Consider the following 23328-nt stretch of genomic DNA (forward strand, 5'->3'; position numbering starts at 1 on the left):
TCTCCGGAGGCGCGGGCCGCCGGCGCGTCGAGGGCGGTCATCCGCACGAACGGGTGCGGGCATGAGCGCTCCCGAACCCGCGGCACGAGCGGCGGGAGCCGGGCGACCGCTGACGGTCCGAAAGCGGGTCGAACCCGGGCTCGAAAGCCACGCAAGTCCCCTGGTGGGCGTGGCGGGGACGCCTCGTGGGGCGCGGGTGACGGGGCCGCCCGTCAGGCCGATCGCGGACCCGGCGTCACGCTCGTCGGCCGGGAGGGCGGCGAGGAGGACGGGCATGTCGATCTGGCCGAGCCGTTCGGAGACGCGCGCCACTGCGGAGACGTCCAGGCCGGTGGGGGCGCGTGGGGGCTGCTCCTCTCCGTGGTGCGAGTTGAGGGGGTCGGGGTGTGGCGTGTTTTTTGAGCATGTTCAAATGATGCTGTGCGGGCTGAAGGGCCCACGTGTCGGATGTCGGGGGGAGAGGTCTGTGAGCATGCGTGCTGGGGCTGGTGTGAGGCGTGGATGGTCTCTGGCCATCGTGTTGGTGGTCTGTGCCGTGTTCAGCTCGGGGTGTTTGCGTTCTGTTGATCCCGCCGAGCTGCCTGGGGTGTATCGGAACCAGAAGGTGGGCGGCGAGATTGTGCTCCGGCCCGATGGGACGTTCTCCGCGACCGGGGTCTCGACCGGGTACACCTCCAGTGCCGCTGACTTCGGCGGCCGGTGGGAGTTCGTGAAGGGGGAGTGGGCGGACGACTTCGTCTACTTGTTGGTGGATGGGGATGGCCTCGGCCTGATCGGCGGAGTTCAGCTCTATGCGGAGGGCGGGGGTGAGGTGTACTTCCGCGCCGACCCGGACGGACCGCCGAATCTGGTGTTGAAGAAGGTGGCTGCACCGTAGTTGCTGCGTACGGGGCCCAGGTCCGCGCGGGAAGGCCGATGCCTTGCCCGCCCGGGCCTGCCGCGACCGGCTCGACCCGGCGCAGCCGAGCCGCGCGCACCTTCCTCCCAGGGGTGCGCGAGCCGGTGCGGCCGGGTGCCGGGCTAGGGGAGGTCGCGGCGGGTCAGGTCGGCGTAGGTTTCGCGGCGCACCACGGCGCGGTGGGCGCCGTCGCGGACGAGGACCACCGGCGGGCGGCGGGCGCCGTTGTAGTTGTTGCTCAGCGCATAGGTGTAGGCGCCGGTGGCCGGCACGGCGATCAGGTCCCCGACGCGGGGGGCCGCCAGCCGGACGCCGGCACTGAGGGTGTCGCCGGACTCGCAGTGCCGGCCCACCAGGCGGCACACCTCTCCCCCGCCGGTCGGGCGGTCGGCCACGGCGGCCTCGAAGCGCTGCTGGTACAGGGAGACTTCGAGGTTGTCGCCCATGCCGCCGTCGACGGCGACGAAGGTGTGGCCGCCGGCGCGTTTGACGGAGACGACCCGGTACAGCGAGAGGCCGGATTCGGCGACCATCGAGCGGCCCGGCTCGATGAGGATGCGGGCGTCGGCGGGCAGGAGGCGTCGGGCGGCGTCGGTGAGGGCGTCGAGGTAGGCCTCCACCGTGGGCGGCCGGTCGGCGTAGGTGTAGCGGGAGCCGAGGCCGCCGCCCAGGTCGTAGACGGCGAACTCGCCGAGTTCGGCGACGGCTTCGACGGCCTGCGCGAAGGGGGCGAGGTCCAGGATCTGTGATCCGACGTGCACGTGGACGCCGTCCAGCCGCAGCCGGTCACTGCCGCGCAGCCGCGCGATGGCCTCCCGGGCCTGGGGCAGGGGCAGACCGAACTTCGAGCCGTTCTGGCCGGTGGACACGGCCTCGTGGGTGTCGGGCCGGATGCCGGGGGTGACCCGGACCAGCACTCCCTGCTCCGTCGAGGTGCCGGCGAGGATCTTCTCCAGCCGGTCGATGTCGTCGAAGTTGTCGACGACGACCGTTCCGGCGCCGGCCTCGACGGCCAGGCGCAGTTCCTCCTCGGTCTTCGCGTTGCCGTGGACGACCAGGCCCGCGGGGTCCGCTCCCGCGGCGAGGGCGACGGTCAGCTCGCCGCCGCCGGCGACGTCGATGCCGAGGCCCTCCTCCGCGAGCAGCCGGATGACGGCGGTGCAGGGGAACGCCTTGGAGGCGAACGTGACGCGGGAGTTCGGCCAGCGGGCGGCCAGGCCGTCGGCGTACCGGCGGGCGCGGGCGCGGACCGACGTCTCGTCGAGGATCAGCGCCGGGGTGCCGTAGGTCTCCGCGAGCCGGGTCGCCGGCACGCCCCCGATCACCAGTCCCCCGCTCCCGTCCAGGGTGGTCCCGGGCGGGAACAGCTCCAGTAGTTCCCGGCCGGCCTGCGTCTTCGTCGTGGTCATGCGCGCTCCTCGTAGCACCGATGCGTCCCGCTCCTGTGCCATGCTCCCGCTCCGGCCCCTCCGGATCATCGTTGACATCGTCAATGCAGGCCCCCCAGACTTGACGCCTGCAACAATCCATCGAGCCGGAGGTACACCATGCGGGAGTCCAGCGCCCGGCGGCAGCTGCCCGTCCGCCAGCTCGTGGACAACATCGGCCCGGCACTGCTGCGCCTGGTGCAGGAGGGGGCCGACGACGGCGGGCCGCTCACCGACATCGCCATCCACGCCCCGGGTGCGCCGGCCCAGCTCGGGCCCGGGTGCGTGGTGCTGGGGGTCGGCGTGACCACGGAGGCCGAGCTGCGCGAGCTGACCGCGGCCATGCGGTCGGCCGGGGCGCGGGTGCTGGCGGTGAAGGCCCCGGTGCCGGTGTCGGTGCCGGCCGACGACGGGCCGGCGATCATCGAGGTCAACCGGGACGCCTCCTGGATGCACGTGGCGACGACCATCCGTGAGCAGCTGCTCGAGTACGCCCGGACGCGCGTGCGCCCGGCCGGCAGCGGCGCTGAGCTGTTCGCCCTGGCGAACGCGGTCTACGAGGCCGTCGGCGCCCCGGTCACCATCGAGGACCGCTACTCCGCGCTGGTCGCCTGGTCGGAGGGCCAGGACCGGACCGACTCCGAGCGGATCGAGACCATCCTGGGGCGGGCCGTGCACCGGCGGACGCTCGCCGAGCAGCGCGCCCGCCAGGAGTTCGAGCGGCTCCATGCCAGCAGCGAACCGGTGTACATGGCGGCGACCGGGGCGGACCAGCTCGCACGGGTGGCCATCGCGGTCCGGGCCGGTTCGGAGGTCCTCGGCTACGTCTGGGCCGCCGTCACCGGGCCGCTCGACGAGGCGGCGACGGCCCGGCTGCGCGAGTTCGCGCCCGTGGTCGCGCTGCAGCTGGTCGGGCTGCGCACGGAGACCAGCTACGCCCGCCGCCAGCGCGGCGAGCTGGCCGCCGCGGTGCTCGGCGGGGCGGCCGACCCGGTGGAGGCGAGCCGGCTGCAGCTGGGCTCCGGCCCCGTCTGCGTCCTGGCCGCGGCCCCGCGGCCGGCCGGGAGCACGGACTCCGACGCGCTGGACGCCGCCGGGCTGCGCCGGTTCGCGGACACGCTGGAGTACTTCCTGGCGGCCGTGCACCCCCGCTCGGCCGTGGTGACGGGCACCGGAGTGGTGTACGTACTGGCCGCCTGGCCCCCGGAACACGCCACGGCCGTGGAGTCGGCCGTCGCCCTGGCCCGCGACTTCCTCGCGCGGACCCCGCCGGCCGGCGGCTACGTGGTCGCCGTCGGCGGCCCGGCCGCCTCGTTGGGCCGGATCGCCGGCGTACGGGCGCAGGCGGACGCCGCGCTGCGGGCGTTGCGGCACCCGGCCGTCCACGGGCCGGCCGTACGCACCGTGGAAGACATGGCGCTGGCCGTGCTGCTGCTGCACCTCGCCGACGCGACCGAGTCGCTCGGCCTGCCGGACGCCGGCGGCGCGCTGCACCGGCTGCGTCTGGAGGAGGGCCCGGACGGTCCGCTGGCGGCGACCCTGGCCGCCTATCTCGCCGCCGCGGGCGCCACCGACACCGCGGCGCAGGCCCTGCACATCCACCCCAACACCATGCGATACCGGCTGCGCCGGATCCGCGAGGTCTCCGGGCTGGACTTCGCCGATGCCGACGCCATGCTGCTCGCGCACCTCCAGCTGCGCGTGCGCGAGCTGCGCACGGACGCCTCTCAGGACTCCGGCCGCTCCCGGAACGAGCGCGTGTAGCGGCAGCCGTCCACATCGACCCAGAGCACGGCGCCGTCCGGGGCGGGGCCGGCCGTCAGTCGCTCCGGCAGCCGGGGGTCGGCTCCGATGCGGAACGTGCCGTCGTCGAGGGGGACGAGTTCCGGTTCGTCGCAGGGCGCTTCCACGCCGGTCGCGGCGATCATGTGCAGCCGTCCCGCCCGCTGCACGACGGTGAAGCCGGGGTACCAGGGGGTGTAGCTCCGGTAGTGACCGGTGAGCGCGTGCCGGGGAGGGGTGGGCGCGCCCGGGGCGGGGTCTTGTGAGCGGCCCAGTGACTCCGGTCCGTAGAGCCAGTGCCCGTCGAGCGAGTGGTGGTAGGCGGACCATTGCGGGTGGTCGCACACCAGCCGCCCGTCTCCCGTGTCGTACAGGCTGCCGCTCACCCCGTCGGAGGTGAGCGAGAGGCGGTCCTCCCCCGTGGCCTCGACGCGGATCTGTCGCGGCGCCGTCCCGTGGATCCCCACGTAGCGCCGGGCGTCGGGGACCCGCTCCGGGTCGAACAGTGCCGGGTCCGCGGGGGCTCCCTGCACGACGGCGAGCACGTGGCGGGCGAAGCGGTCGATGATCTGGCACTCGCCGGGGGCGTTGGTCAGTACGGCGACGCCGTGCCCGCCGTCGGTGTCGCAGGCGAGGTAGGAGCGGTAGCCGACCATCCCGCCGGCGTGCGTCAGCCAGGTGTGCCCTTCGACCGTCTCCACGTCCACGCCGAGCGCGTAGCCGGGACCGGCCTCGTCGGCGGGCAGCGTGACGATCTGCCGGAACCGCTCCGGTCCGATGATCCTGGTGCCGTCCAGGGTGCCCCGGCCCAGCAGCATGCGGGCGAACCGGCCCAGGTCGGAGGCGGTCGCCAGGACGTTGCCGTCGGCCGACGAATACTCGAAGAAGCCGGCCGGCGCGAGCCGGGCCGACGGCAGCGGCGGCCGGTCGTGGCGCAGGAACCGGTACCCGGTGGCGAGTTCGGGCAGGTCCTCGTACGTGATCCGGGCGGCCGAGTCGTCCATGCCGAGGGGCCGCAGCAGCCGTCCGGCCATGGCGTCGGCCAGCGGCTCCCCCGTCACCTGCTCGACGATCAGCCCGAGCAGGTTGTAGCCCTCGTTGGAGTAGTGGAACAGCTCGCCCGGTTCGGCCCAGGTCCGCGCGCCGCGCAGCGCGTGGCCGCGGGCGGCGGCGTCGGGCAGTGCGTCGGCCCCGGCCACCAGGCCGGAGGTGTGCCGCAGGAGGTGCCGGACGGTGATCGCGCGGGAGCCGCCGTTCGGGGCGAACCAGGGCAGGTGGTCGGCGACCGCCGCGTCCAGGTCCACCTTCCCCTCGTCCGCCAGTACGCCGAGCAGGAAGGCCGTGAAGGTCTTGCTGACGGAACCGATCTCGAACCGCGTGCGACGGGAGACCGGGGTCCCGGACTCCTCGTTCGCGCATCCCGCGGTGACGAACGCGGACTCGCCGGCCCCGTCGACGACGCTGATCGCAAGGCCCGGCACCGGCCACCGGGCCCGCAACCGCTCCGCGAGTTCCGACAGCACCTCGTGCAACTCGTCTACCTCGCGCCCTTCGTGTACCTCGTGTACCTCGTGCACCTGCTCCTCCTCCATCAGACGCCCGCCTTCCGCGCACCGAATCCGGCGAACCGGTCCGGACCCAGTTCGACTCGGGAGGAGTCGATCTCCGCGTCCGGCCGGTCGCCCTTCACGTACCGCCGGCACAGCGGGTACAGCAGCACGGCGAGCAGCGCCACCGCGAGGCTCAAGCCGAACGTCGCGGCCTCGTCGACCGCCGAGCTCCACGCCAGGTACCCGATCATCGCCGTGGGCAGTGCGACGACCAGGACCGCGCCGGGCCAGCCTCCGGGGACCCGCACCGGCCGGACCATCTGCGGATACCTCCAGCGCAGGACCAGGAAGGCCGCGAACTCCAGCAGGATCGAGGCCAGCGTGAGCAGCACCGTGGCCTGCAGGATCGAGCTGAAGTCGACGGCGGCGAGCACGACGACGACGGTGGTGCTGGCCAGCAGCGCCCCCACCGGCGTGTGGAACCGCCGGCTGTCCCGGGCCATCCAGCGCGGCAGGTAGGCGTCCGCGGCGAGTGCCCGCGGGACCCGGGTGCTCGTCAGCAGGATCGCCATGAACAGCCCCACGAGGGAGAGCGCCGAGCCCAGGGAGATCAGCACCTTCAGCCAGATCCCGCCCAGGGCGTCGCCGGCCACGATGAAGTCGCCCCGGGCCCAGTCGGCGGGCGCGCCGTGGTGCAGCCCGCTGCCGATGGCGGCGATGGTGGGCAGCAGGTACGCGGCGATGATCAGCGGAACCGAGATGAGCAGGGCCCGGGTGTAGGTCCGGTGCGCGTCGGCGACGTCGCCCAGCACGGTGCTCGGCCCGTCGAAGCCGAGGTACAGCCACACGATCACGCTGAGCGCGCCGGCCACCGACGCGTGGGCGCTCTGGCCGGGCACCATGAAGGGCGTCAGGACGTTGATCCCGTTGGCGACCGCGTGCCAGATGCCGAGGACGGTCAGCACCGCGAAGGGTGCGAGGATCAGCAGCATCATCCCGACCGAGTACTCGCTCACCGCCTTCGAGCCGCGGTAGTTCAGGTACGCCATCGGGAGGATGAGGGCGACGGTGACGATCCAGTGCAGGTCGACGACGACACCGCCGTGGAACAGGTCCACGATCACCAGCCCCTTGCCGCGGGCGATGGCCGGGATCCAGGCGGCCAGGTAGTCGACGAGCAGGATCGGGTAGAGGGCGAGGTTCAACACCGACCCGATCGAGTTCCAGGCTCCGAACACGAAGGCCGCGCCCCTGCCGAGCGCGATCTTCGTCCAGTGGTAGTAGCCGCCGTCGACCGGTATCGCGGCACTCAGCTCCGCCGCGACCAGCGCGTTCGGCACGCCGAAGACCAGCGGCACCAGGACGATCATGAGCAGGGTCAGGCCCGGACCGGCGCTGGAGAGCGAGGCTTCCAGCCCGAAGGGGCCTCCGGACACCGTGAAGAAGAAGATTCCGACCAGGGACAGCACTCCGAGCGTGCGTCGTGCGGAGCCGGGCGCCGACCGCGCGCTCTCCGGCGGGATCAGTTCGGTCATCCTCGGCTCCACTCTCCCGCTCGTTCCTGGTCGGCACAACGTACGGGGGTGTCACCGGGGCCGTCGTGGTTGCGCGCACCAAAGCGACGACCCGCCGGTTGTCGCCGTCACCAACCTGCACGGGCGTCGCGGACCGGGCCGACCGCTGCGATCCGTACGGCGGTGCCGTCGCCCGCCGACCTATGATGCGATTCCGGCCCTTCACCGCTTGGAGAAGACGCATGACGGATGCGAGCACCGGAAAGGTGGTCGTGAACAGGGTGATGTCCCTCGACGGGTTCATCGCCGGTCCCGGCCACACCATGGACTGGGTCTTCGAGCACATGACCTCGGCGACGTTCCCCGAGGTCATGGCGGCCACGGGCGCGATGCTCATCGGCCGGGGCACGTACGAGGTCGGCAAGCGCATGTCCGACGAGAACCCCGAGAACCCCGACTACGACGGCGGGGCGCGGTTCGTCCTCACCCACCGCCCGCCCGACGAACCGGACCCCGGCGTCACCTTCCTCACCTGCGGCATCGAGGAGGCCGTGGCCACGGCGCGCGACGCCGCCGGCGACAAGAACCTGGAGGTCCTCGGCGCCGACCTGGCCGGGCAGTGCCTGCAGCGCGGCCTCGTCGACGAGATCCTGGTGTACGTGCTGCCGTTGCTGCTCGGGGACGGCGTCCGCTTCGCACCGCCGGGCCTCGGCCGGGTGGACCTGGAGCCGGTCGGCACCGTCCGCTCGGGCGGGGTCACCATGCTGCGGTTCCGCGTGCGTACGTAGCGGTCGGGCCCGGTACCGGTCCGGGGTCCTCGGCGTGCCCATGGGTCAGCGGGTGCGATGGGCACGGTGTGCGCGAGTGTCCGCTCGCGTCAGTAGTAACCCCCGGCCGCGAGCAGGCCGAAGGCGCCGAGGCCGGCCACGGCTGCCACCAGGAAGCTGCCGACGGGCACCCGCGACGGGGTGCCTGCCGGCGCGGCGAGTGCGCCGGCGCTCCTGGACTGCTGCCACACGAACGCCGCCAGCAGGACCAGGGCGACCGGCGGCAGGATGAGGAACTGGTTGGTGAAATGGGGGACGGCCCCGCTGATGGCGACGATCCCGGCGCATCCGAGGAGCACGCCGGGCACGTCGGAGCGGGCGCCGATGCGGCCGGGGCGGTCCTCCGTCAGTTTCGCCGCTCCGATGGCGGCGGCCGCGGCGAGGGGGACCAGCGCGATCAGGCACCAGCGCCAGGTCATGCCGACGGGGAGCCACCACGTCGCCAGCAGGCCGAGCGCCGGACCGCTGCCCGCGACGGCGACGTAGATCCCGAATGCCGTGCGCCGTTCCCGGGGGTCGGTGGCGGAGGGTGCCGCCACCAGGAGCGCCGCGGACGACGAGACCAGCGCGGCGAAGACGCCCTGCATGGCCCGGCCCACGGCCAGCGCCTCGGCGGTGGGCGCCAGGCCACCGACCGCGGCGGCCACGGCGAACCCCGCCAAGCCGGTGACCAGTGTCTTCTTGCGGCCCGTGCGGTCCGTGATGCGGGCGCCGAACGGCAGCAGGATGACGAAGGCCAGTGCGTAGAGGGCGGGCATGGGGTCCACGTAGACGGTGGACGTGAGCTGCACGGAGTCGAGGCCGAACTCCATGTGCCGGGAGTTTTCCGTGCCCCGTGTCAGGGGGCCGGTGAACGCCGCGTCGGCCAGCACGACCAGCTGGGCCAGCGCGACCGCCGCCAGTCCCCGACGGCGCCCGGTGAGCGAGACCGCCGGGCGCTCGGGGGCCGTGGGCGCGTAGGCGGGCGGCGGTGGCAGCGGCGGGGCGAGCGGGACGCGGGGGTCGACCCGGACGGCGGGGTGGGCGGCGGGTGCGTAGTCCAGCAGTTGGGCGGCCCGGCGGCCGAGCTGGGCCAGCACCGCCCCGGGCAGCCATTCGCCGGCCGGCTCGCCCGCCGTGCAGGTGGCCACCTCCTGGGGGGTGGGCCGTTGGGCGGGGTCCTTGTGCAGGCAGGCGCGGACGAGGCCGACGAGCGGGGCCGGCACGCCGGTCAGGTCGGCCTCTTCCTCCGCGATGCGGAAGAGGTGGGCGTTCAACCCGGTGTCCGTCGCGCCGAAGAGGAGGCGGCCGGTGGCGGCGTAGACGAGGAGCGCGCCCAGGCAGAACACGTCGGACGCCGGGGTGAGTTCGAGGCCGCGGACCTGTTCCGGTGACATGAATCCGGGAGAGCCGATGAGCATGCCGGTGCGGGTGTGCAGGCTGTCCCCGGTGAGGCTGTCCATGGCCCGCGCGATGCCGAAGTCGATGACGCGGGGGCCGTCCACGGTGACCAGGACGTTGGACGGTTTGAGGTCGCGGTGGATCAGGCCCGCCTCGTGTACGGCCTGCAGGGCGAGGGCGAGCCGGTTCGCGAGGGTCCGGACGGACCGCTCGGGCAGCGGCCCGTAGTCCCGGGCCACGACGGCGGTCAGGTCGGGACCCGGGATGTACTGCGTCGCCACCCACGGGACGGCGGCCTCCGTGTCGGCGTCCAGGACGTCGGCCGTCCACGTGCCGCCCACCCGCCGGGCCGCGGCGACTTCGCGGGCGAACCGCCTGCGGAACTCGGGGTGCTGGGCGTGCTCGGCCTGGACGACCTTGACCGCGACCGTACGCCCCAGGTCGGAGCGGCCCAGATAGACCAGGCCCATCCCACCCTCGCCGAGGCGCGCGATCAGGCGGTACGGGCCTATGTGCGTGGGGTCCTGCCCCGTCAGGTGTTCCACGGTGGCGACGTCAGCCCTTCAGCTCGGAGTGCGGGTGCCGACGCGGCACGGCACGGCACGTCCCCGGCCATGTGGCGATCCCCCCGGATGGACGGCCTAGATCCTAAGCGAGGGCGAAGGCCCGAGGTGGCCATACGGGTGATCCCACCACGGAGTCGCGATCCCGGCGGGGCCCGGCGAGGTCCGGCGAGGTCCGGGGCCCAGGAGGCTTCGCCGTATTCGCCCTGCCCTACTGCCTCTTGGCCGCCGGCAGGGGGTCCGTCTCGGGGGTCGCGATCCGATCCTCCGGGTGAACGGTGTCCAGCAGGCTGCGGACGAACTGGTCAAGGTCGTTCAGGCCTGCGGCAGCCAGGGTGTCCGGGCCGTCGGCCAAGAGGTGGAGGATCGCGCCGTGCAGGGCGAGGGTGACGATGGCGGCCTGCTGCCGAGTGGCGGGAAGTCCAGCGGCTCGCTGAGCCGGCTCGAAGCTGGCGAAGTCGGCGGCGGCGATCTGATCGAGGATCGCCGCCAGCCAGGATTTGCGGGACGCCTCGGCCTGGAGCTGCATGTAGGCGAGCATGCGGGGCCGGCCCGGGCCGGCGACGTCATGCAGCCGGCCGCGGAGCATGGCCGCCAGTTCCTCCCGGTCGGTGGGTTCCGGGCGGGCGTCCATCGTCTTGGCCGTGGCCTCTCGGTAGTGCTCCACGCACCGCTCGGCCACTCCGCGCAGCAGGGTGTCCCGGGCGGGGAAGTAGTTCTTCGTGGTGCCCTGCGGCACCCCCGCCGCCACGTCGACGGCACGGTGGGTCAGGCCGCGCCCCCCTTCTTCGGCCAGCACTGTGATGGCCGAGTCCCGCAGGAGGTCTTTGCGTGCCTGATTGACCATCAACTCGCCTTTCTCGACGGCATCTTGCTCACCATACCCCAGCCGTGGTACCACGGCTGTGGTAGGCATCTGATCCGGGTGATCGCGGGGGGACGAACTGTGGATGCGGAACTGAGTGCACTCGCCGGCGTGGCTGCCACGGCGATGGTCCAAGGGCTGACGACCAGCGCCTGGGAGCAGATCCGCAGCGCGGTCGGCGCACTGTGGCGGCGCCGTCACCCCGAGCGGGAGGAGACGGTGCTCGCCGAACTCGGCGAAGCCCGGGAAGAAGTGGCCGAAGGCCGCCGGCGCAACGATGAGCGGAGCGAGCGGGCCGTCCTCGACGAGTGGGAGAACCGCCTGCGGCGGCTTCTCACGGCCGACGCCGGAGCAGCGACCCCGTTGCGGGAGCTGGTGGAGTTGTTGACGGGGCCCGCCTCGACCGGCGGGCCGTCCCCGTCGGTCGTGATGAACGCGCGCGCCTCCGGGCATGGCCGTATCAACCAAGCCGCCGGGGACCAGCACATCACCGAGCGGTGAGCGATGAGCCCCCAACCGCCCAGCCGGATGCCGGACCGCCGGCAGGACAACACGATCAGCGTGCGGATGGACGGCAACGCGAGCGACCACGGACGTCTCAACCAAGCCGGCCGCGACCAGCACTTCCACATCACGCTCCCGCTGATCGGCGTGGCCGTGATCGTCGCCATTGTCATCGCGGTCTTCTACGAACCGCTGAGTCAGTGGGTGAGTGGTGTGGTCTCGTCCTCGTATTCGTCCTCGCAGACCGCTGCCGCGTCGTGGACTCCCTCCGCGCCTCCGGCACCGCCAGCACCTCAGGCACCTCCGGCGCCTCAGGCGCCGCCTCCACCCCCGACGCCGAGCCCGGCGCCGACGAAGTCGACTTCCTCTCCGTCGCCTGCTCCTGACCCGGCCGATCTGGCCTTCCGCGCCATCCGTACCGGTGACTGCCTCGACCTGTACCACACGGGATGGCAGTGGAGCAGGACGATGCCGGTGGCGGTCGACTGTCGTGGAGGCAGCGCCCTCAACAGGGTCACCGCAGTGATGCACTCCGACGGGGGCTGTCCGACGGACGCCGGCCAGTCGTCGTTCAGCCACATCAACGACGACCATTCCGCGACGGTTCTCTGCTTGGACCGGCAGTTCAAAGTCGGTCAGTGCTTCTTCGCCTCGACGTCCGACTACAACCGCTACACGGGGCGCCTGTCGACTGTGAGCGGTTGCGAGACCGGGACGAAGATCCCGTCGGACTCCAATCTCATCATGGCGATCACGGCGGTCATTCCCACGGGGAACCCCTGCCCGGCGCTGCCCGGCCGGCACGTCGCGATCTTCAAGGTGCTCGATCAGACCGCTTCGCTGTGCTCCGTTGTCTGGCTCGTGACCACCCCTTGATCAGGACTGACCGACGCCCTGGCACCGCAGGCCTCCGACCACGGCCGGCCTGGGCCCGTGGAGGGTCTGGTTGCTCCTCCAGCCAGTCGTCGTCGCAGCAGTCCGCGATGCGGAGGTGCAGCTCCGGCCGGACCGCACGGGCGGCTGCCAGCGCCTGTGCCGTGCCTACAGATTCGGGTACACCGTGCCGACCCGTGCAGCAGTGCGGCAGCTCGCCCCGGGGGGGCTGGCGCGTTGTCTCGTCGGTCACCGTCGCAGTGTTCCACCCGATACGGGCAGCGCCGGGACCCGCCCCCGCTCCGCGGATGCGTATGTGCTGGTCAGTGGGGGGCGTTGGGGGTTCCGATGATCGACTGGCGCATCTGTGGTGGGGACGGCGCATTGCGCGCGGGGGGTACGGCGGGTGGGATGGCCGGGGTCAAGAGGGCGGACTCGTGCCCCGGCGTCGCGTCGGGAGGGGGTCCGGACAAGAGGAAGCGGATGACATCCATGCTCGACGGCTGCACGCCCTGGCCCGAGGAATTCGCCGACCGCTACTGGGCGGCCGGACACTGGCGCGGCGACACCCTGGATGGTCTGCTGCGCGGCTGGGCCCTGCGGTTCGGGCCGCGCACCGCGCTCGTGCACGGCTCCACGCGGATCACGTACGCGCAGCTGAACCGGCGGGTGGACCGCATGGCCGCGGGCTTGCGGCTGCGCGGGCTGCGGCCGGGGCAGCGGGTCGTCGTCCAGCTGCCGAACGTGCCCGAGTTCGTCGTCACCGTGTTCGCGCTGATGCGTGCCGGGATGTTCCCCGTGCTCTGCCCGGTCTCGCACCGCGCGGAGCGGCTGTCGCCCCTCGTGCGGGTCACCCAGGCCGTCGGCTACGTCGGCCCGCGCACGCACCGGGGCTTCGACCACACGGCGATGGCCGCGGACATCGCCGCCGAAGGGCCCTTCCTGCGGCGGGTGTTCCCCCTGGACGCGCCGGGCACCGCGTCCCCGTACGGCGGCTTCACGACCGACCCGGCCGGCTGTCACTACTTCCCGCTCGGCTCCCTCGACTCCCCGCCCGACCGGCCGCTCCCGCAGAACTCCGGCCGGGTGGCGTTCTTCCTGCTCGGTGACGGCGACGCCGGGGCGCCCGTGATCGTCCCGCGCACCCACGACGACTACGTCCACCAGGCCCGGGCCGCCGCCGAGTCGGTGTCGCTGACGGAGGACGACGTCTACCTCGCCGCGCTGCCCGCCGCGTCGAACCTCGTCTTCGGCTGCCCCGGCATCATCGGCGCCCTCGGCGTCGGCGCCACCGTCGTCCTGGTCGAGGACGCGGACGCGGCCGGGTGCCTGGCGGCCGTCGAGCGGGAGCGGGTCACCGTCACATCGGTGCTGCCCGATGTCGCCCGGCTCTGGCTGGACGCCTCCGCCACGGTCCGGGCCGGCCTGAGCAGCCTGCGTCTCGTGCAGATCGGCGACGGGCCGCTGGACCGGGAGACCGTGGAACGGATCGGCTCCGCCTGGGGGTGCCGCCCGCAGCGGGTCCTCGTCGCGGACGCGGGCCTGATCACGCTCACCCCGGCCGCCGGTCCGGACGAGGACGTGGTCACCACGCGGGTCCGCCCGCTCTCCCCCGACGACGAGATCCGCGTCGTCGGCGCCGGCGGCGAGGACGTGCCCGACGGGGAGCCGGGCGAGCTGCTCGCCCGCGGCCCCTCGACCGTACGCGGCTACTACCGGTCCCCCGACCTCGACGCGAGCGCGTTCACCCCCGACGGCTACGCCCGCACCGGATACCTGGTACGGCGCGCCCCGGACGGGGGCCTGGTCGTCACCGGCCGCCTCGCGACCCCGTAGCGCCGGCGCCGCGGACCGGTTCACTGGGCGAGCCGGCGGGAGGGCGGTCGCCGTCATGCCGCCGTCCGGTCCCTCGATGGGCCGGGCCGCGGGGCGGTCTTGGACGGATCGGCGGTGGCGCCGGGCCGCGCGGGCGCTCCCTGTGTGGCCGGCGCCACACGAGGGGGGTGTCACGTCCGGTGCTGCCGCGCTGTCCCCTTTCCAGGAGCCGTCGGGAGGCTCCGGGAGCGAAGGGACCGATATGAGGGCCGTCATCGTGTGTGCCTCCGTGGCGCACGGCAATACGCGTCGTGTCGCCGACGCCATGGGCCTGGTGCTGGGTGCGCGGGTCGTCACCCCCGAGGACGCCGACCCGGCGGAGGTGGCCGGGGCGGACCTCGTGGGATTCGGCTCGGGCGTCTTCCACGGCAGGCTGCACCCCCGTCTGACCGGCTTCGCCGGTTCGCTCCCCGCCGGGGCCCGGGGCCGGGCGTTCGTGTTCGCCACGAGCGGCCTCCCGGAACTGCCGTTCGCGCCGTTCAGCCGCCCGCTGGTACGGCTGCTGGAGCGCAAGGGCTTCGCGGTGGGCGGGACCTTCTCGTGCCGGGCGCTGGACACCTGGGCGCCGTTCAGGCTCGTCGGCGGCCTCCACCGGCAGCGGCCCCACGCGGGCGACCTGGCTGCGGCGGCGGCGTTCGCCGCGCGGCTCGGCGGCTCATAGGTATCACCAGGTCACCGCCGTGCCGGGAGGACCGGAACTGGTGGGACGACCACTGCCGATCCGGTGGGCCGGGGTGTTGACTGCTGCTGGCTCAGCGAGGTCCGGCAGGAAGAGGAACGGCACGATGGCGGCACCCGACCGGATGGACGAGCGACTGCGGGCCCTGGGTCTGGTGGAGGCGCAGCGGATGGCCCGGGGCGTCTTCGCCGAGGTGGTGGCGTCCGGGCTGATCGTGCCGGGGCGCACCGAGCGCGAGGCGGATGCCCGGATACGGGACGTGGCGAGGGAGTTCCTGCGGGCCGCCGGGGACCGGCCGGGGCGGCTCGTGCGGTCGGGCCCGCACACGGTGCTGCCGTACGGGCAGGACACGCCGGACCGGGTGATCGGCGTGGACGAGATCGTCGTGGTGGACCTGGGTCCGCTGCTGGCCGGGTACGAGACGGACTTCGCCCGCACCCTCGTCCTCGGCGACGACCCGCGGATGCACCGGCTCGTCGCCGACCTGGCCGCGGTGGGCGCGGCCGGACGGGAGGCGTTCCTGCGGGAGGAGGCCATCACCGGCAGGCAGCTGCACTCCGAGGTCAGGGCGCTGGCCTCGAAGGCGGGGTGGTCGCTCGGCACGTGGCACGCCGGCCGCCTGACGGGGCCCGCGCCGGCCGCCGGGCCCGCGCCGGCCCGGGTCCGGGGCGAAGCCTTCGTGGGCCCCGACAACGACCGGCCGTTGCGCCGCACGGTCGGGGGCGGGCTGCGGGCGCACTGGATCCTGGAGGTCCGGCTGGTCGACGACCACCAGGGTTTCGGCGGCTCCTTCAAGCAGCTCCTCGACCTGGTCTGAGCACCCGCCCCGCGCCCGCCCTACCCTGGGCAGGGGGCGGAGCACCGGGAGGCTGCCGTGGCGGGCCGACATCGCTACCACCTCGATCAGGACGGACATTCCCTCACCGTCCTGTACGACGTACGGGGACATCGCGTGGAGGTCCTCGTCGACGGGAGGACCGTGTCCACCGACCGGACCTCCCCCGGCGCCCTCGTCCTGCGCGGGGAGATCGCCGCCGATCCGCCGGTCCCCTTCCTGATCCGCATCGGGCGTCCCTACGACCGCGACGACGTCCCGCCCTGCATGCTGGAGCGCGACGGCACGCAGTACCTCATGCCGAACGCCCCGCTCACCCCGCAGGAGGAGTGGCCCGCCGAGCACGACCCGTCCCCCCGCACCCCGGGCGAGCTCCTCGCCCGGTGGAAGGCCCGCTACCGCGGCCGTCGTACGGGCCGCTGACCGGGGGCGTCCGCCCCGGCGGCGGCGTCGAGGAGCAGTCGTGCCGCCACCGCCGCCCCGTCCGTACGGACCGCGGCCGCGACGGCCGCCGCCCGTACGCCGGTGCCGGGGGCCAGGGCCGCGCCGAGGGCGGCCGACAGGGAGCCGACGGTCGGCTCCGTGGCGTCGTGCGCCGCACCGATGCCCAGCTCGCCGACCCGGCCCGCCCAGTACGGCTGGTCCGCGATCCTCGGCACCACCACCTGGGGCGCCCCGGCCCGGGCGGCGGCCGTGGTGGTGCCGGCGCCGCCGTGGTGCACGACGGCGGCCACCCGGCGGAACAGGGCCTGCTGGTTGACCTCGCCGACGACGTGGCAGCCGTCGGCGTCGTCCACGGGGGCCAGGCCGGCCCAGCCGCGGGCGAGCAGGACGCGCCGGCCGTGCGCGCGGCACGCTTCGGTGGCCACCCGGGCGATGTCCCGCGGGGCGTGCGCCGCCATGCTGCCGAAGCCCACGTACACGGGTGGCGGGCCCGCTTCGAGGAAGGCCCGCAGGCCGGGCGGGAGCGGGCGGTCGTCGGGCAGCAGCCACGCCCCCGTCTGCACCAGGTCGAGGTCGGTCATGCCGGTCCCGGGACACAGCGTCGCGTCCGCCGCCAGCCACGGCCGGCCGGTGAAGACGTGGTCGCGCACGCCGGTCACCGGCGGCAGGCCGGCCGCCGCGCGGTGCCGGGCGAGGGCCTCGCCGTAGAGCGCGTCGACCCGGTCGGCGTCCTGGCGCCACAGCACCCGGTGGTCGGTCTCGTCGGGCGCGGACGCCGGGCCCGGCCGCGCGCCGGGCCGCAGGTGCCGTGACGGCAGCCCGGCGAGGTGGAAGCAGGCGTACACGTAGGGGACGCCCAGTGCCTCTGCCACGTCCCGTGCTCCGGCCGGCATCAGGCCGGTGGCCAGCACCACGTCACATCCCTCGGCCGCGGCGGCGGTGAGGGTCTCGAACCGGGCGGCGACGAGTGCGGGAGCGAGCCGCAGCGCGTCCGCCGCCGTCGGCTTGGCCGCGGCGACCACCGAATGCACCGTCGGCCCGAGCGGCACCAGCGGCACGCCGACGCGCGCCAGGAGCGCCGCGAACTCCTCGTCCGGCGGTGCGCACACCCGTGCCTGCGCGCCCAGTTCCCGCAGTTCCACCGCCAGGGCGGCCAGCGGTTCGACGTCCCCGCGTGATCCCCACGTCGTCAACAACACACGCACTTCGCGACTCCCGTTTCCGCAGGTTGAGGCTTTCGGCCGCCGATTGTGCGGTACGGGACGGGTCTTGCCGCAAGCCCCCCGGTGCGCTATAGGTTGTGAGGGGCGGGGAGCAGGGACCGCTCAGTACATGGTGCCCATGGCGGTCCGGACCTCGTCCAGGGTGGTTTCGGCGACCGCCCGCGCGCGTTCGTTGCCGGCGCGCAGCACGTCGCGTACGTGGGCCCGGTCGCGGGCGTACGCGGCGCGGCGGGCCCGCAGCGGCGCCAAGTGCTCGTTCACGGCCTCGGTGACGGTGCGCTTCAGGGCGGCCGCGCCGCCGTCGCCGATCTCGTCGGCGACCGCGTGCGGGTCGCGGCCCTGGCAGAGGGCGGCGAGCAGGAGCAGGCTGGAGACCTCCGGCCGGGCGGCGGGGTCGTAGGTGATGCGGCGCTCGGCGTCCGTCCTGGCGCCCTTGACGAGGCGGGCGGTGTCGTCGGCGGAGTCGGCGAGGGCGATGGCGTTGCCGCGGGACTTGCTCATCTTGGTGCCGTCGGTGCCCAGGAGCAGCGGGGCCCGGGACAGCAGGGCGTCGGGTCGCGGGAAGACGGGGCCGTAGCGGTCGTCGAAGCGGCGGGCGATCGTGCGGGTGACTTCGAGGTGCGGGAGCTGGTCCTGGCCGACGGGGACGAGGTTCGCCTTGCAGAAGAGGATGTCGGCGGCCTGGTGGACCGGGTAGGTGAACATGAGCCCGCTCACCGAGGCCTGCCGCGAGTGGGTGATCTCGTCCTTGACGGTCGGGTTGCGGCGCAGTTCGGCGACCGACACCAGGGAGAGGAAGGGCAGCATCAGCTGGCCCAGCTCGGGCAGGGCGCTGTGCGTGAAGACGGTGGACCGTCCGGGGTCGATCCCGGCGGCCAGGTGGTCCAGTACGAGGTCCTCGACGTGCTCGGTGAGGCGGTCGGCGACGTCCCGGTCGGTGAGGACCTGGTAGTCGGCGATGACGACGAACGTGTCCACGCCCTGGTCCTGTAGCCGGATCCGGTTCTGGAGGGTGCCGAAGTAGTGCCCCAGGTGCAGTCGTCCGGTCGGCCGGTCTCCGGTCAGGACGCGGAACCGCCCGGGGTCGGTCGCGATCCGCCGCTCCAGCTCGGCGCTGCGCCGCCCGGCGGCGGCGAGGACGGGGTCGGGGTCGGGGCAGGGGGTGGGCGCGTGGTCGTTCGCGGTCATGGTTCCTCCTCGTTTCGGGGGCGCCCGGGACCGCGGAACCCGTGTCGTCCCCGCGGGGCGGGAGGAGGGGGCCGTCGGTCAGGACGGCCCGGTGCACATCTCGTCAGCGGCCGCTCTGTGGGGAGCGCCACCAGCACGGACGGGATGAATGCGACATGCCTCCCAGGCTAGCCGCCGGCGCACGCCCCGGCACGGAGCCCGTCGGCCCCCTTCCCGCCCCCGAAGGGCCCGGCGGTGCCGGGACTTCGGTCACCCGGACGGGCGCGGGCACGCGTACGCTGCGGGGGTTCGCGACGTCGTGGAAGGGGAGCGGGATGTCCTTGCGCAAGGGGGCCAACGTACCGGTGGCGAGCGCCCGGGTGCGGGTGGAGCTGGGCTGGCGGGGCGGGCCCGGAGCGCCCGAAGTGGACGTGTCGGCGCTGTTGTTGACGGCGGCGGGCAAGGTGCGGTCGGACGACGACTTCGTGTTCTACAACCACCTCGTGCACCACAGCGGCGCGGTGCGCCACGAGGGCAGGCGCCAGGACGGCGCGGGCGTGCTCGACACGATCTCGGTGACGCTGTCGGCGGTGGAGCAGGAGATCGGGACCGTGGTGCTCGCGGCGTCCACCGATGCCACGTTCGGCCAGGTGTCGGGGCTGTTCGTGCGGGTGCTGGACGCGGAGAGCGGGGCGGAGACGGCGAGGTTCGACCCGCCGGACGCCTCCTCGGAGACGGCGTTCGTCCTCGGGGAGCTGTACCGGCGCGGCGGCGCGTGGAAGTTCCGGGCGGTGGGGCAGGGTTACGCCTCCGGGCTGGCGGGGCTCGCCACCGATTTCGGCATCACGGTCGACGAGCCGGCGGCGGCGCCGGCTCCCGTCCCCCCGCCCGCCCCGGTCCCGGCTGCGGCCCCGGCCCCCGTCGCCGCCGCTCGGGTCCGGCCCGCCCCGCAGCCGGTGCGGCTGTCGAAGATCACGTTGACGAAGGCCGCGCCCACGGTGTCGCTGACCAAGCAGGGGGCCACGTCGGGCGCCATGCGGGTCAACCTCTCGTGGAGCGCCGCCCGGCCGCCGCGCGGCTGGATGAACAAGGGCGGGGGCGCGGTCCGGCTGGAGGACGTCGACCTCGACCTGTCCTGCCTGTGGGAACTGCACAACGGCACGACGGGGATCGTCCACCCGATCGAGGACCAGTTCGGCTCCTTCGACCAGCCGCCGTACGTGCTGCTGGACCAGGACGACCGGACCGGGGCGAGCGAGACCGGCGAGAACCTCCTGATCAACCTCGATCACGCGGCCGCCATCAAACGCCTCCTGGTCTTCGTCGTCATCTACGACGGGGCCACCAGCTTCGCGGGGCTCCACGGGGTCGCCACCCTCTTCCCGCCCGCCGGACCGCCCATCGAAGTGCTCCTGGACGAGTGCACCGTCGCTTCGCCCGTCGCCGCCATCGCCCTGATCGAGAACGTCGGCGGAGAACTCATCGTCCGGCGCGAGGCGAAGTACATCCAGCCCGCGCCCGGTGTCTTCAAGCAGCAGGCGGCGGACCTGGAGTACGGCTGGGGGATGTCCTGGCACGCGGCCGGCAAGGACTGAGCAGGGCCCGGGCAAGGACCGACGGGAACCGCCCGGGCGGACGGACGCCCCCACCAGGCCTTCCGTCCGCCCGTGTGCGCCCCGTGTGCGCCCGTTCGGGGGGCCCGGTATCGTCCCTTACGTGCGATCCGCCCGATCCACGGCCCTGCCGGCGACGGCGGCCGCCGCGGCCGCCCTGGTCCTGCTGACGGGGACGGGCCCCGGGCCCGCCGCGGCGGCGGCCGTGCCACACGAAGTCCGGGCACCCGCCGCACGGTTCGTGCCGGGTGCCTGTCCGCGGACCTCCGAGCCGGTGGCCGCGCTCGACCACGCGCGGTGCGGCTTCCTGGAGGTCCCGGAGAACCGCTCGCGCCCCGGGCGCACCATCCGCCTCGCCGTCGCGGTGATTCCCGCCGCGTCGGGGAAGCCCGCGCCGGACCCGTTGGTGTACATGGCGGGCGGTCCCGGGGGCGACGCCTTCGACGACATCCCCTTCCTCGTCGGCGCGGGCCTGAACCGCGACCGCGACCTGATCGTCATGGCCCAGCGCGGGAACCTCCATTCGGAGCCGAACCTCGCCTGCCCCGAGATCGACGAGTCCTCGGCGCGGGCCGTCGGCCTGCGCTACGACGACCCGTCCGCCCGCCGGCTCCTGGTGGACGCGGCGCAGCGGTGCCGCGCCCGCCTCGCGGCGGCGGGCACCGACCTGAGCGCCTACAACACCGGGGAGAACGCGGCGGACTTCGCCGCTCTGCGCACCGCGCTCGGCATCCGCGAGTGGAACGTGTACGCGTACTCCTACGGCACGAACCTCGCCCTCACCTACCTGCGCGAGCACCCCGCGGGCATCCGGGCGATGGCGCTCGACTCGGTCGCCCCTCCGCAGACGGTGACCCTGCCCTGGACGTGGAGCAGCGCCCGGGAGGGGATCGACACGATCCTGCGGGCGTGCGCGGCGCAGCCCGCCTGCCGCAGCCGCTACCCGGACGTGGCGCGCACCCTGACCGAGCAGGTGCGCAGGCTGGAGGCGCGTCCCCTGACGCTGGACGCGGCGGCGCCGGGCGGCGGCAAGCCCGTGAAGGTGGTCCTGGACGGCGGGACGCTGGTGAACCTGCTGGTATCCAACTCCGTCCCGGCCGCCGACGTCCCGGCGGCGCTCGACGAGCTGGCCCGCGGGCATCCGGAGCGGTTCGCGCGGGCGCGGGCGGCCGACGCCCGTCCCGCCGTCGGACGGACCGCCCACGGTCTGACGGAGTCGGTGGCGTGCGGCGAATGGGTGCCGGGGCACGGGCCGTCCGAAGTGCTGGGCGCGGGGCGCGAGGCCTTTCCCGGCTGGCCGGACACCGTCCTGGCCCAGGCTCCGCAACTCCCGTTCCAGTACGACGTGTGCCGGGTCTGGGACGTTCCCGACCGCTCCGCCGCCCAGCGCGTGGCGGCCTCCGGGCCGGTGCCGACGCTGCTCGTCTCGGGGACGTTCGACGCGAAGACCGGCGCGAGCTGGGGGGCCCGCACGGCGGACGGGCTGTCCCGGTCGACCGTCGTACGGATCCCCGGCATCGGGCACTTCGTCGTCCCGCAGTCGCCGTGCGCGCAGCGCGTGCTGGCCTCGTTCCTCGCCCGCCCCACCGCGCCCGACACCGGCTGCGTGGCGGACCTGAAGCCGAAACCGTTCACGATCGTCCCGAAGTGACCGGGAGGTCCCCGATGGCATCCACCGTCCTGCCCCGTCACCGTCGCCGCGCCGGCGGGCGGCTCCGCGCCGGGCCGGCCGCGGTGGCGGCCGGGCTCCTGGTCACGGGGCTCGTCGCGGCACCCGCCCATGGCACGGACGGCGGGCCGGCGACGGGCAGCGCCGCGGGGACGGCGGGCGACGCCCGCTACGCGCCCGGCCCCTGTCCCAGGACTCCGGAGCCGATCGCGGCCCTGAAGGGGGCCCGCTGCGGCACGCTCACGGTGCCCGAGAAGCGGGGCGCGCCCGGCGGGCGGACGATCGCCCTCGGTGTCGCGGTCGTCCCGGCGGCCTCGGGCCGGGCGAAGCCGGATCCGGTGGTGTGGTTCGCGGGCGGCCCCGGTGACGACGCGGTCGGGGAGGCGCAGATGGCGATCGACGGGGGCCTGAACCGCGACCGGGACGTCATCTTCATGTCGCAGCGCGGAACCTATTCGGCCGATCCGGCGCTGACCTGTCCCGTGGTCGACGAGTTCAACGCCCGCGCGGTGGGCCTGGCCTACGACGCCCCGTCCACCGGACGCCTGCACGTCGACGCCACGCGCACCTGCCGGGACCGGCTGGCCGCCGGCGGGGCCGCGCTCGCCTCGTACGACAGCACCGAGAGCGCCGCCGACTACGCGGACCTGCGCCGCGCGCTCGGCCTGGAGCAGTGGAACGTGTTCGGCATCTCCTACGGCACCGACCTGGCGCTGATCTACCTGCGCGACCATCCGGAGGGGATCCGGTCCGTCGGCCTCGACGGCGTGCTGCCGCCGTCCACGGCGGGGGCCGCGCTCACCTGGGCCGGCGCGCGCGAGGGCTTCGACGGCCTGTTCCGGGCGTGCGCCGCGCAGCCCGCGTGCGCCCGCCGCTACCCGGACCTGCCGGCCACCTTCGACCGGCTCGTGCGGCAGCTGTCGGCCCGGCCGGTCACCACCACCGTCAAGGTCCCGGGGCGCGCGGCGCCGGTCAAGGTCGTGCTGGACGGCGGGACGCTGGTGAACTGGCTGACCTCGGCCACCCATCTGGCCGAAGGCGTGCCCCGTTCCCTCGACGAGCTGGCCCACGGCCGGCCGCAGCGGATCGCCGAGCAGTGGGCGGGCGGCAAGGTCGGCCCGCAGGCGGCGGGACGGATCGCCCACGGGCTCGCGTACGGCGTGTTCTGCCGCGAGTGGGTGCCCTTCGAGAGCCGGGACGAGGCGGTCCGGGCGGGCCGGGAGGCGTTCCCCTCGTTCCCCGCCGCGGTCCTGGAGCAGGCTCCGCAGCTGCCGTTCCTCTCCGGGGACTGCGACGCCTGGCGGGTGCCCGCCGCGCCGCGCTCCGTCCGTGACGTCACGCGCAGTGACGTTCCCACCCTCGTGATGTCGGCCGGGTTCGACGCCCAGACCGGGGCGGCCAACGGGCCGTACGTGGCCCGTACGCTCAGCCGGGCCACGGTGGTGACCATTCCCTACGTCGCCCACGTGGCGTTCGCCGCGTCGCCCTGTGCGCAGGAGATCACCCGCTCGTTCCTCGACGCGCCGACGGCCCCGCGGACGGGATGCGTCGCCGGCCTGCGGCCGCCGGAGTTCGACACGGGGCCGACGGCCTGACCCGCGTCCGGCGCTCGGCGTGCCGGACGGGCCTGCTCCCGGCAG

At 74.1% G+C, this 23328-nt stretch carries 19 protein-coding genes; 12 read left to right on the forward strand and 7 right to left on the reverse strand.

Going from position 1 to position 23328, the window contains the following annotated elements; all coding sequences use genetic code 11:
• Positions 1-466 precede the first annotated feature (466 nt).
• Entirely contained in the window at positions 467-877 is a 411-nt protein-coding gene (locus ACGFXC_RS05210) for a hypothetical protein (RefSeq protein WP_393709666.1), read from the forward strand.
• Between the two features lie 143 nt (positions 878-1020).
• Here ACGFXC_RS05210 and lysA read toward each other — a convergent pair whose 3' ends face one another.
• On the reverse strand, positions 1021-2307 hold the full coding sequence (lysA, locus tag ACGFXC_RS05215; RefSeq protein WP_393709668.1) for a diaminopimelate decarboxylase: 1287 nt from the start codon (positions 2305-2307) through the stop codon (positions 1021-1023).
• A 138-nt stretch (positions 2308-2445) separates the two neighbouring features.
• Here lysA and ACGFXC_RS05220 point away from each other — a divergent pair, with 138 nt between their 5' ends.
• Positions 2446-4089 carry a helix-turn-helix domain-containing protein gene (locus ACGFXC_RS05220; protein ID WP_393709670.1) on the forward strand — a complete coding sequence of 548 codons (1644 nt, stop codon included), beginning with the start codon at positions 2446-2448 and terminating at the stop codon, positions 4087-4089.
• Here ACGFXC_RS05220 and ACGFXC_RS05225 read toward each other — a convergent pair.
• Together ACGFXC_RS05225 and ACGFXC_RS05230 are read right to left on the reverse strand one after the other, a co-directional pair.
• Positions 4053-5684 (reverse strand): serine hydrolase domain-containing protein, encoded by a 1632-nt coding sequence (locus tag ACGFXC_RS05225; RefSeq protein ID WP_393709671.1) that lies wholly within the window; start codon positions 5682-5684, stop codon positions 4053-4055. The genes ACGFXC_RS05220 and ACGFXC_RS05225 overlap by 37 nt on opposite strands.
• A 14-nt stretch (positions 5685-5698) precedes the next feature.
• Positions 5699-7192: an APC family permease gene (locus tag ACGFXC_RS05230; protein ID WP_393709673.1), complete on the reverse strand. Its 1494-nt coding sequence runs from the start codon at positions 7190-7192 to the stop codon at positions 5699-5701.
• Positions 7193-7413: 221 nt separating this feature from the next.
• Between ACGFXC_RS05230 and ACGFXC_RS05235 the strand changes: the two genes are divergently transcribed.
• Positions 7414-7959 carry a dihydrofolate reductase family protein gene (locus ACGFXC_RS05235; RefSeq protein WP_393709675.1) on the forward strand — a complete coding sequence of 182 codons (546 nt, stop codon included), beginning with the start codon at positions 7414-7416 and terminating at the stop codon, positions 7957-7959.
• 89 nt (positions 7960-8048) lie between these two features.
• Here the strand turns inward: ACGFXC_RS05235 and ACGFXC_RS05240 are convergent, their stop codons facing one another.
• Together ACGFXC_RS05240 and ACGFXC_RS05245 are read right to left on the reverse strand one after the other, a co-directional pair.
• The gene (locus ACGFXC_RS05240) at positions 8049-9923 is read right to left on the reverse strand and encodes an MFS transporter (protein ID WP_393709677.1); all 1875 of its coding nucleotides are present in this window, start codon (positions 9921-9923) and stop codon (positions 8049-8051) included.
• A gap of 229 nt (positions 9924-10152) precedes the next feature.
• On the reverse strand, positions 10153-10788 hold the full coding sequence (locus tag ACGFXC_RS05245) for a TetR/AcrR family transcriptional regulator (RefSeq protein ID WP_393709679.1): 636 nt from the start codon (positions 10786-10788) through the stop codon (positions 10153-10155).
• Positions 10789-10917: 129 nt separating this feature from the next.
• Between ACGFXC_RS05245 and ACGFXC_RS05250 the strand changes: the two genes are divergently transcribed.
• The 6 genes from ACGFXC_RS05250 (at position 10918) to ACGFXC_RS05275 (ending at position 15995) form a co-directional block, all read left to right on the forward strand.
• On the forward strand, positions 10918-11307 hold the full coding sequence (locus ACGFXC_RS05250) for a hypothetical protein (protein WP_393709681.1): 390 nt from the start codon (positions 10918-10920) through the stop codon (positions 11305-11307).
• Positions 11308-11373: 66 nt separating this feature from the next.
• A complete protein-coding gene (locus ACGFXC_RS05255) occupies positions 11374-12186 on the forward strand; it encodes a hypothetical protein (RefSeq protein ID WP_393709682.1) in 813 nt (270 codons plus the stop codon).
• 480 nt (positions 12187-12666) lie between these two features.
• On the forward strand, positions 12667-14019 hold the full coding sequence (locus ACGFXC_RS05260; RefSeq protein ID WP_393709684.1) for an AMP-binding protein: 1353 nt from the start codon (positions 12667-12669) through the stop codon (positions 14017-14019).
• Positions 14020-14287: 268 nt separating this feature from the next.
• Positions 14288-14719 carry a flavodoxin gene (locus ACGFXC_RS05265; RefSeq protein WP_393709686.1) on the forward strand — a complete coding sequence of 144 codons (432 nt, stop codon included), beginning with the start codon at positions 14288-14290 and terminating at the stop codon, positions 14717-14719.
• A gap of 124 nt (positions 14720-14843) precedes the next feature.
• Positions 14844-15554 carry a M24 family metallopeptidase gene (locus tag ACGFXC_RS05270; RefSeq protein WP_393709688.1) on the forward strand — a complete coding sequence of 237 codons (711 nt, stop codon included), beginning with the start codon at positions 14844-14846 and terminating at the stop codon, positions 15552-15554.
• 57 nt (positions 15555-15611) lie between these two features.
• Complete coding sequence (locus ACGFXC_RS05275; RefSeq protein ID WP_393709690.1) at positions 15612-15995, forward strand: hypothetical protein; 384 nt, start codon at positions 15612-15614, stop codon at positions 15993-15995.
• On the opposite strand, the gene ACGFXC_RS05280 is transcribed toward ACGFXC_RS05275, so the two are convergent.
• A complete protein-coding gene (locus ACGFXC_RS05280; protein WP_393709692.1) occupies positions 15968-17221 on the reverse strand; it encodes a glycosyltransferase in 1254 nt (417 codons plus the stop codon). The two genes, ACGFXC_RS05275 and ACGFXC_RS05280, sit on opposite strands and share 28 nt — an antisense overlap.
• 120 nt (positions 17222-17341) lie before the next feature.
• On the reverse strand, positions 17342-18427 hold the full coding sequence (gene trpS / locus ACGFXC_RS05285; RefSeq protein ID WP_393709694.1) for a tryptophan--tRNA ligase: 1086 nt from the start codon (positions 18425-18427) through the stop codon (positions 17342-17344).
• 314 nt (positions 18428-18741) lie between these two features.
• Between trpS and ACGFXC_RS05290 the strand changes: the two genes are divergently transcribed.
• From ACGFXC_RS05290 to ACGFXC_RS05300, 3 genes are all read left to right on the forward strand, one after another.
• Positions 18742-20001 carry a TerD family protein gene (locus tag ACGFXC_RS05290; protein WP_393709696.1) on the forward strand — a complete coding sequence of 420 codons (1260 nt, stop codon included), beginning with the start codon at positions 18742-18744 and terminating at the stop codon, positions 19999-20001.
• 121 nt (positions 20002-20122) lie between these two features.
• Positions 20123-21670, forward strand: coding sequence for an alpha/beta fold hydrolase (locus tag ACGFXC_RS05295; RefSeq protein WP_393709698.1), 1548 nt, complete (start codon positions 20123-20125; stop codon positions 21668-21670).
• A 14-nt stretch (positions 21671-21684) separates the two neighbouring features.
• Positions 21685-23283 carry an alpha/beta fold hydrolase gene (locus tag ACGFXC_RS05300; RefSeq protein WP_393709700.1) on the forward strand — a complete coding sequence of 533 codons (1599 nt, stop codon included), beginning with the start codon at positions 21685-21687 and terminating at the stop codon, positions 23281-23283.
• Positions 23284-23328: the final 45 nt, after the last annotated feature.

Source organism: Streptomyces sp. NPDC048507, from assembly GCF_043199995.1.
GTDB lineage: Bacteria > Actinomycetota > Actinomycetes > Streptomycetales > Streptomycetaceae > Streptomyces.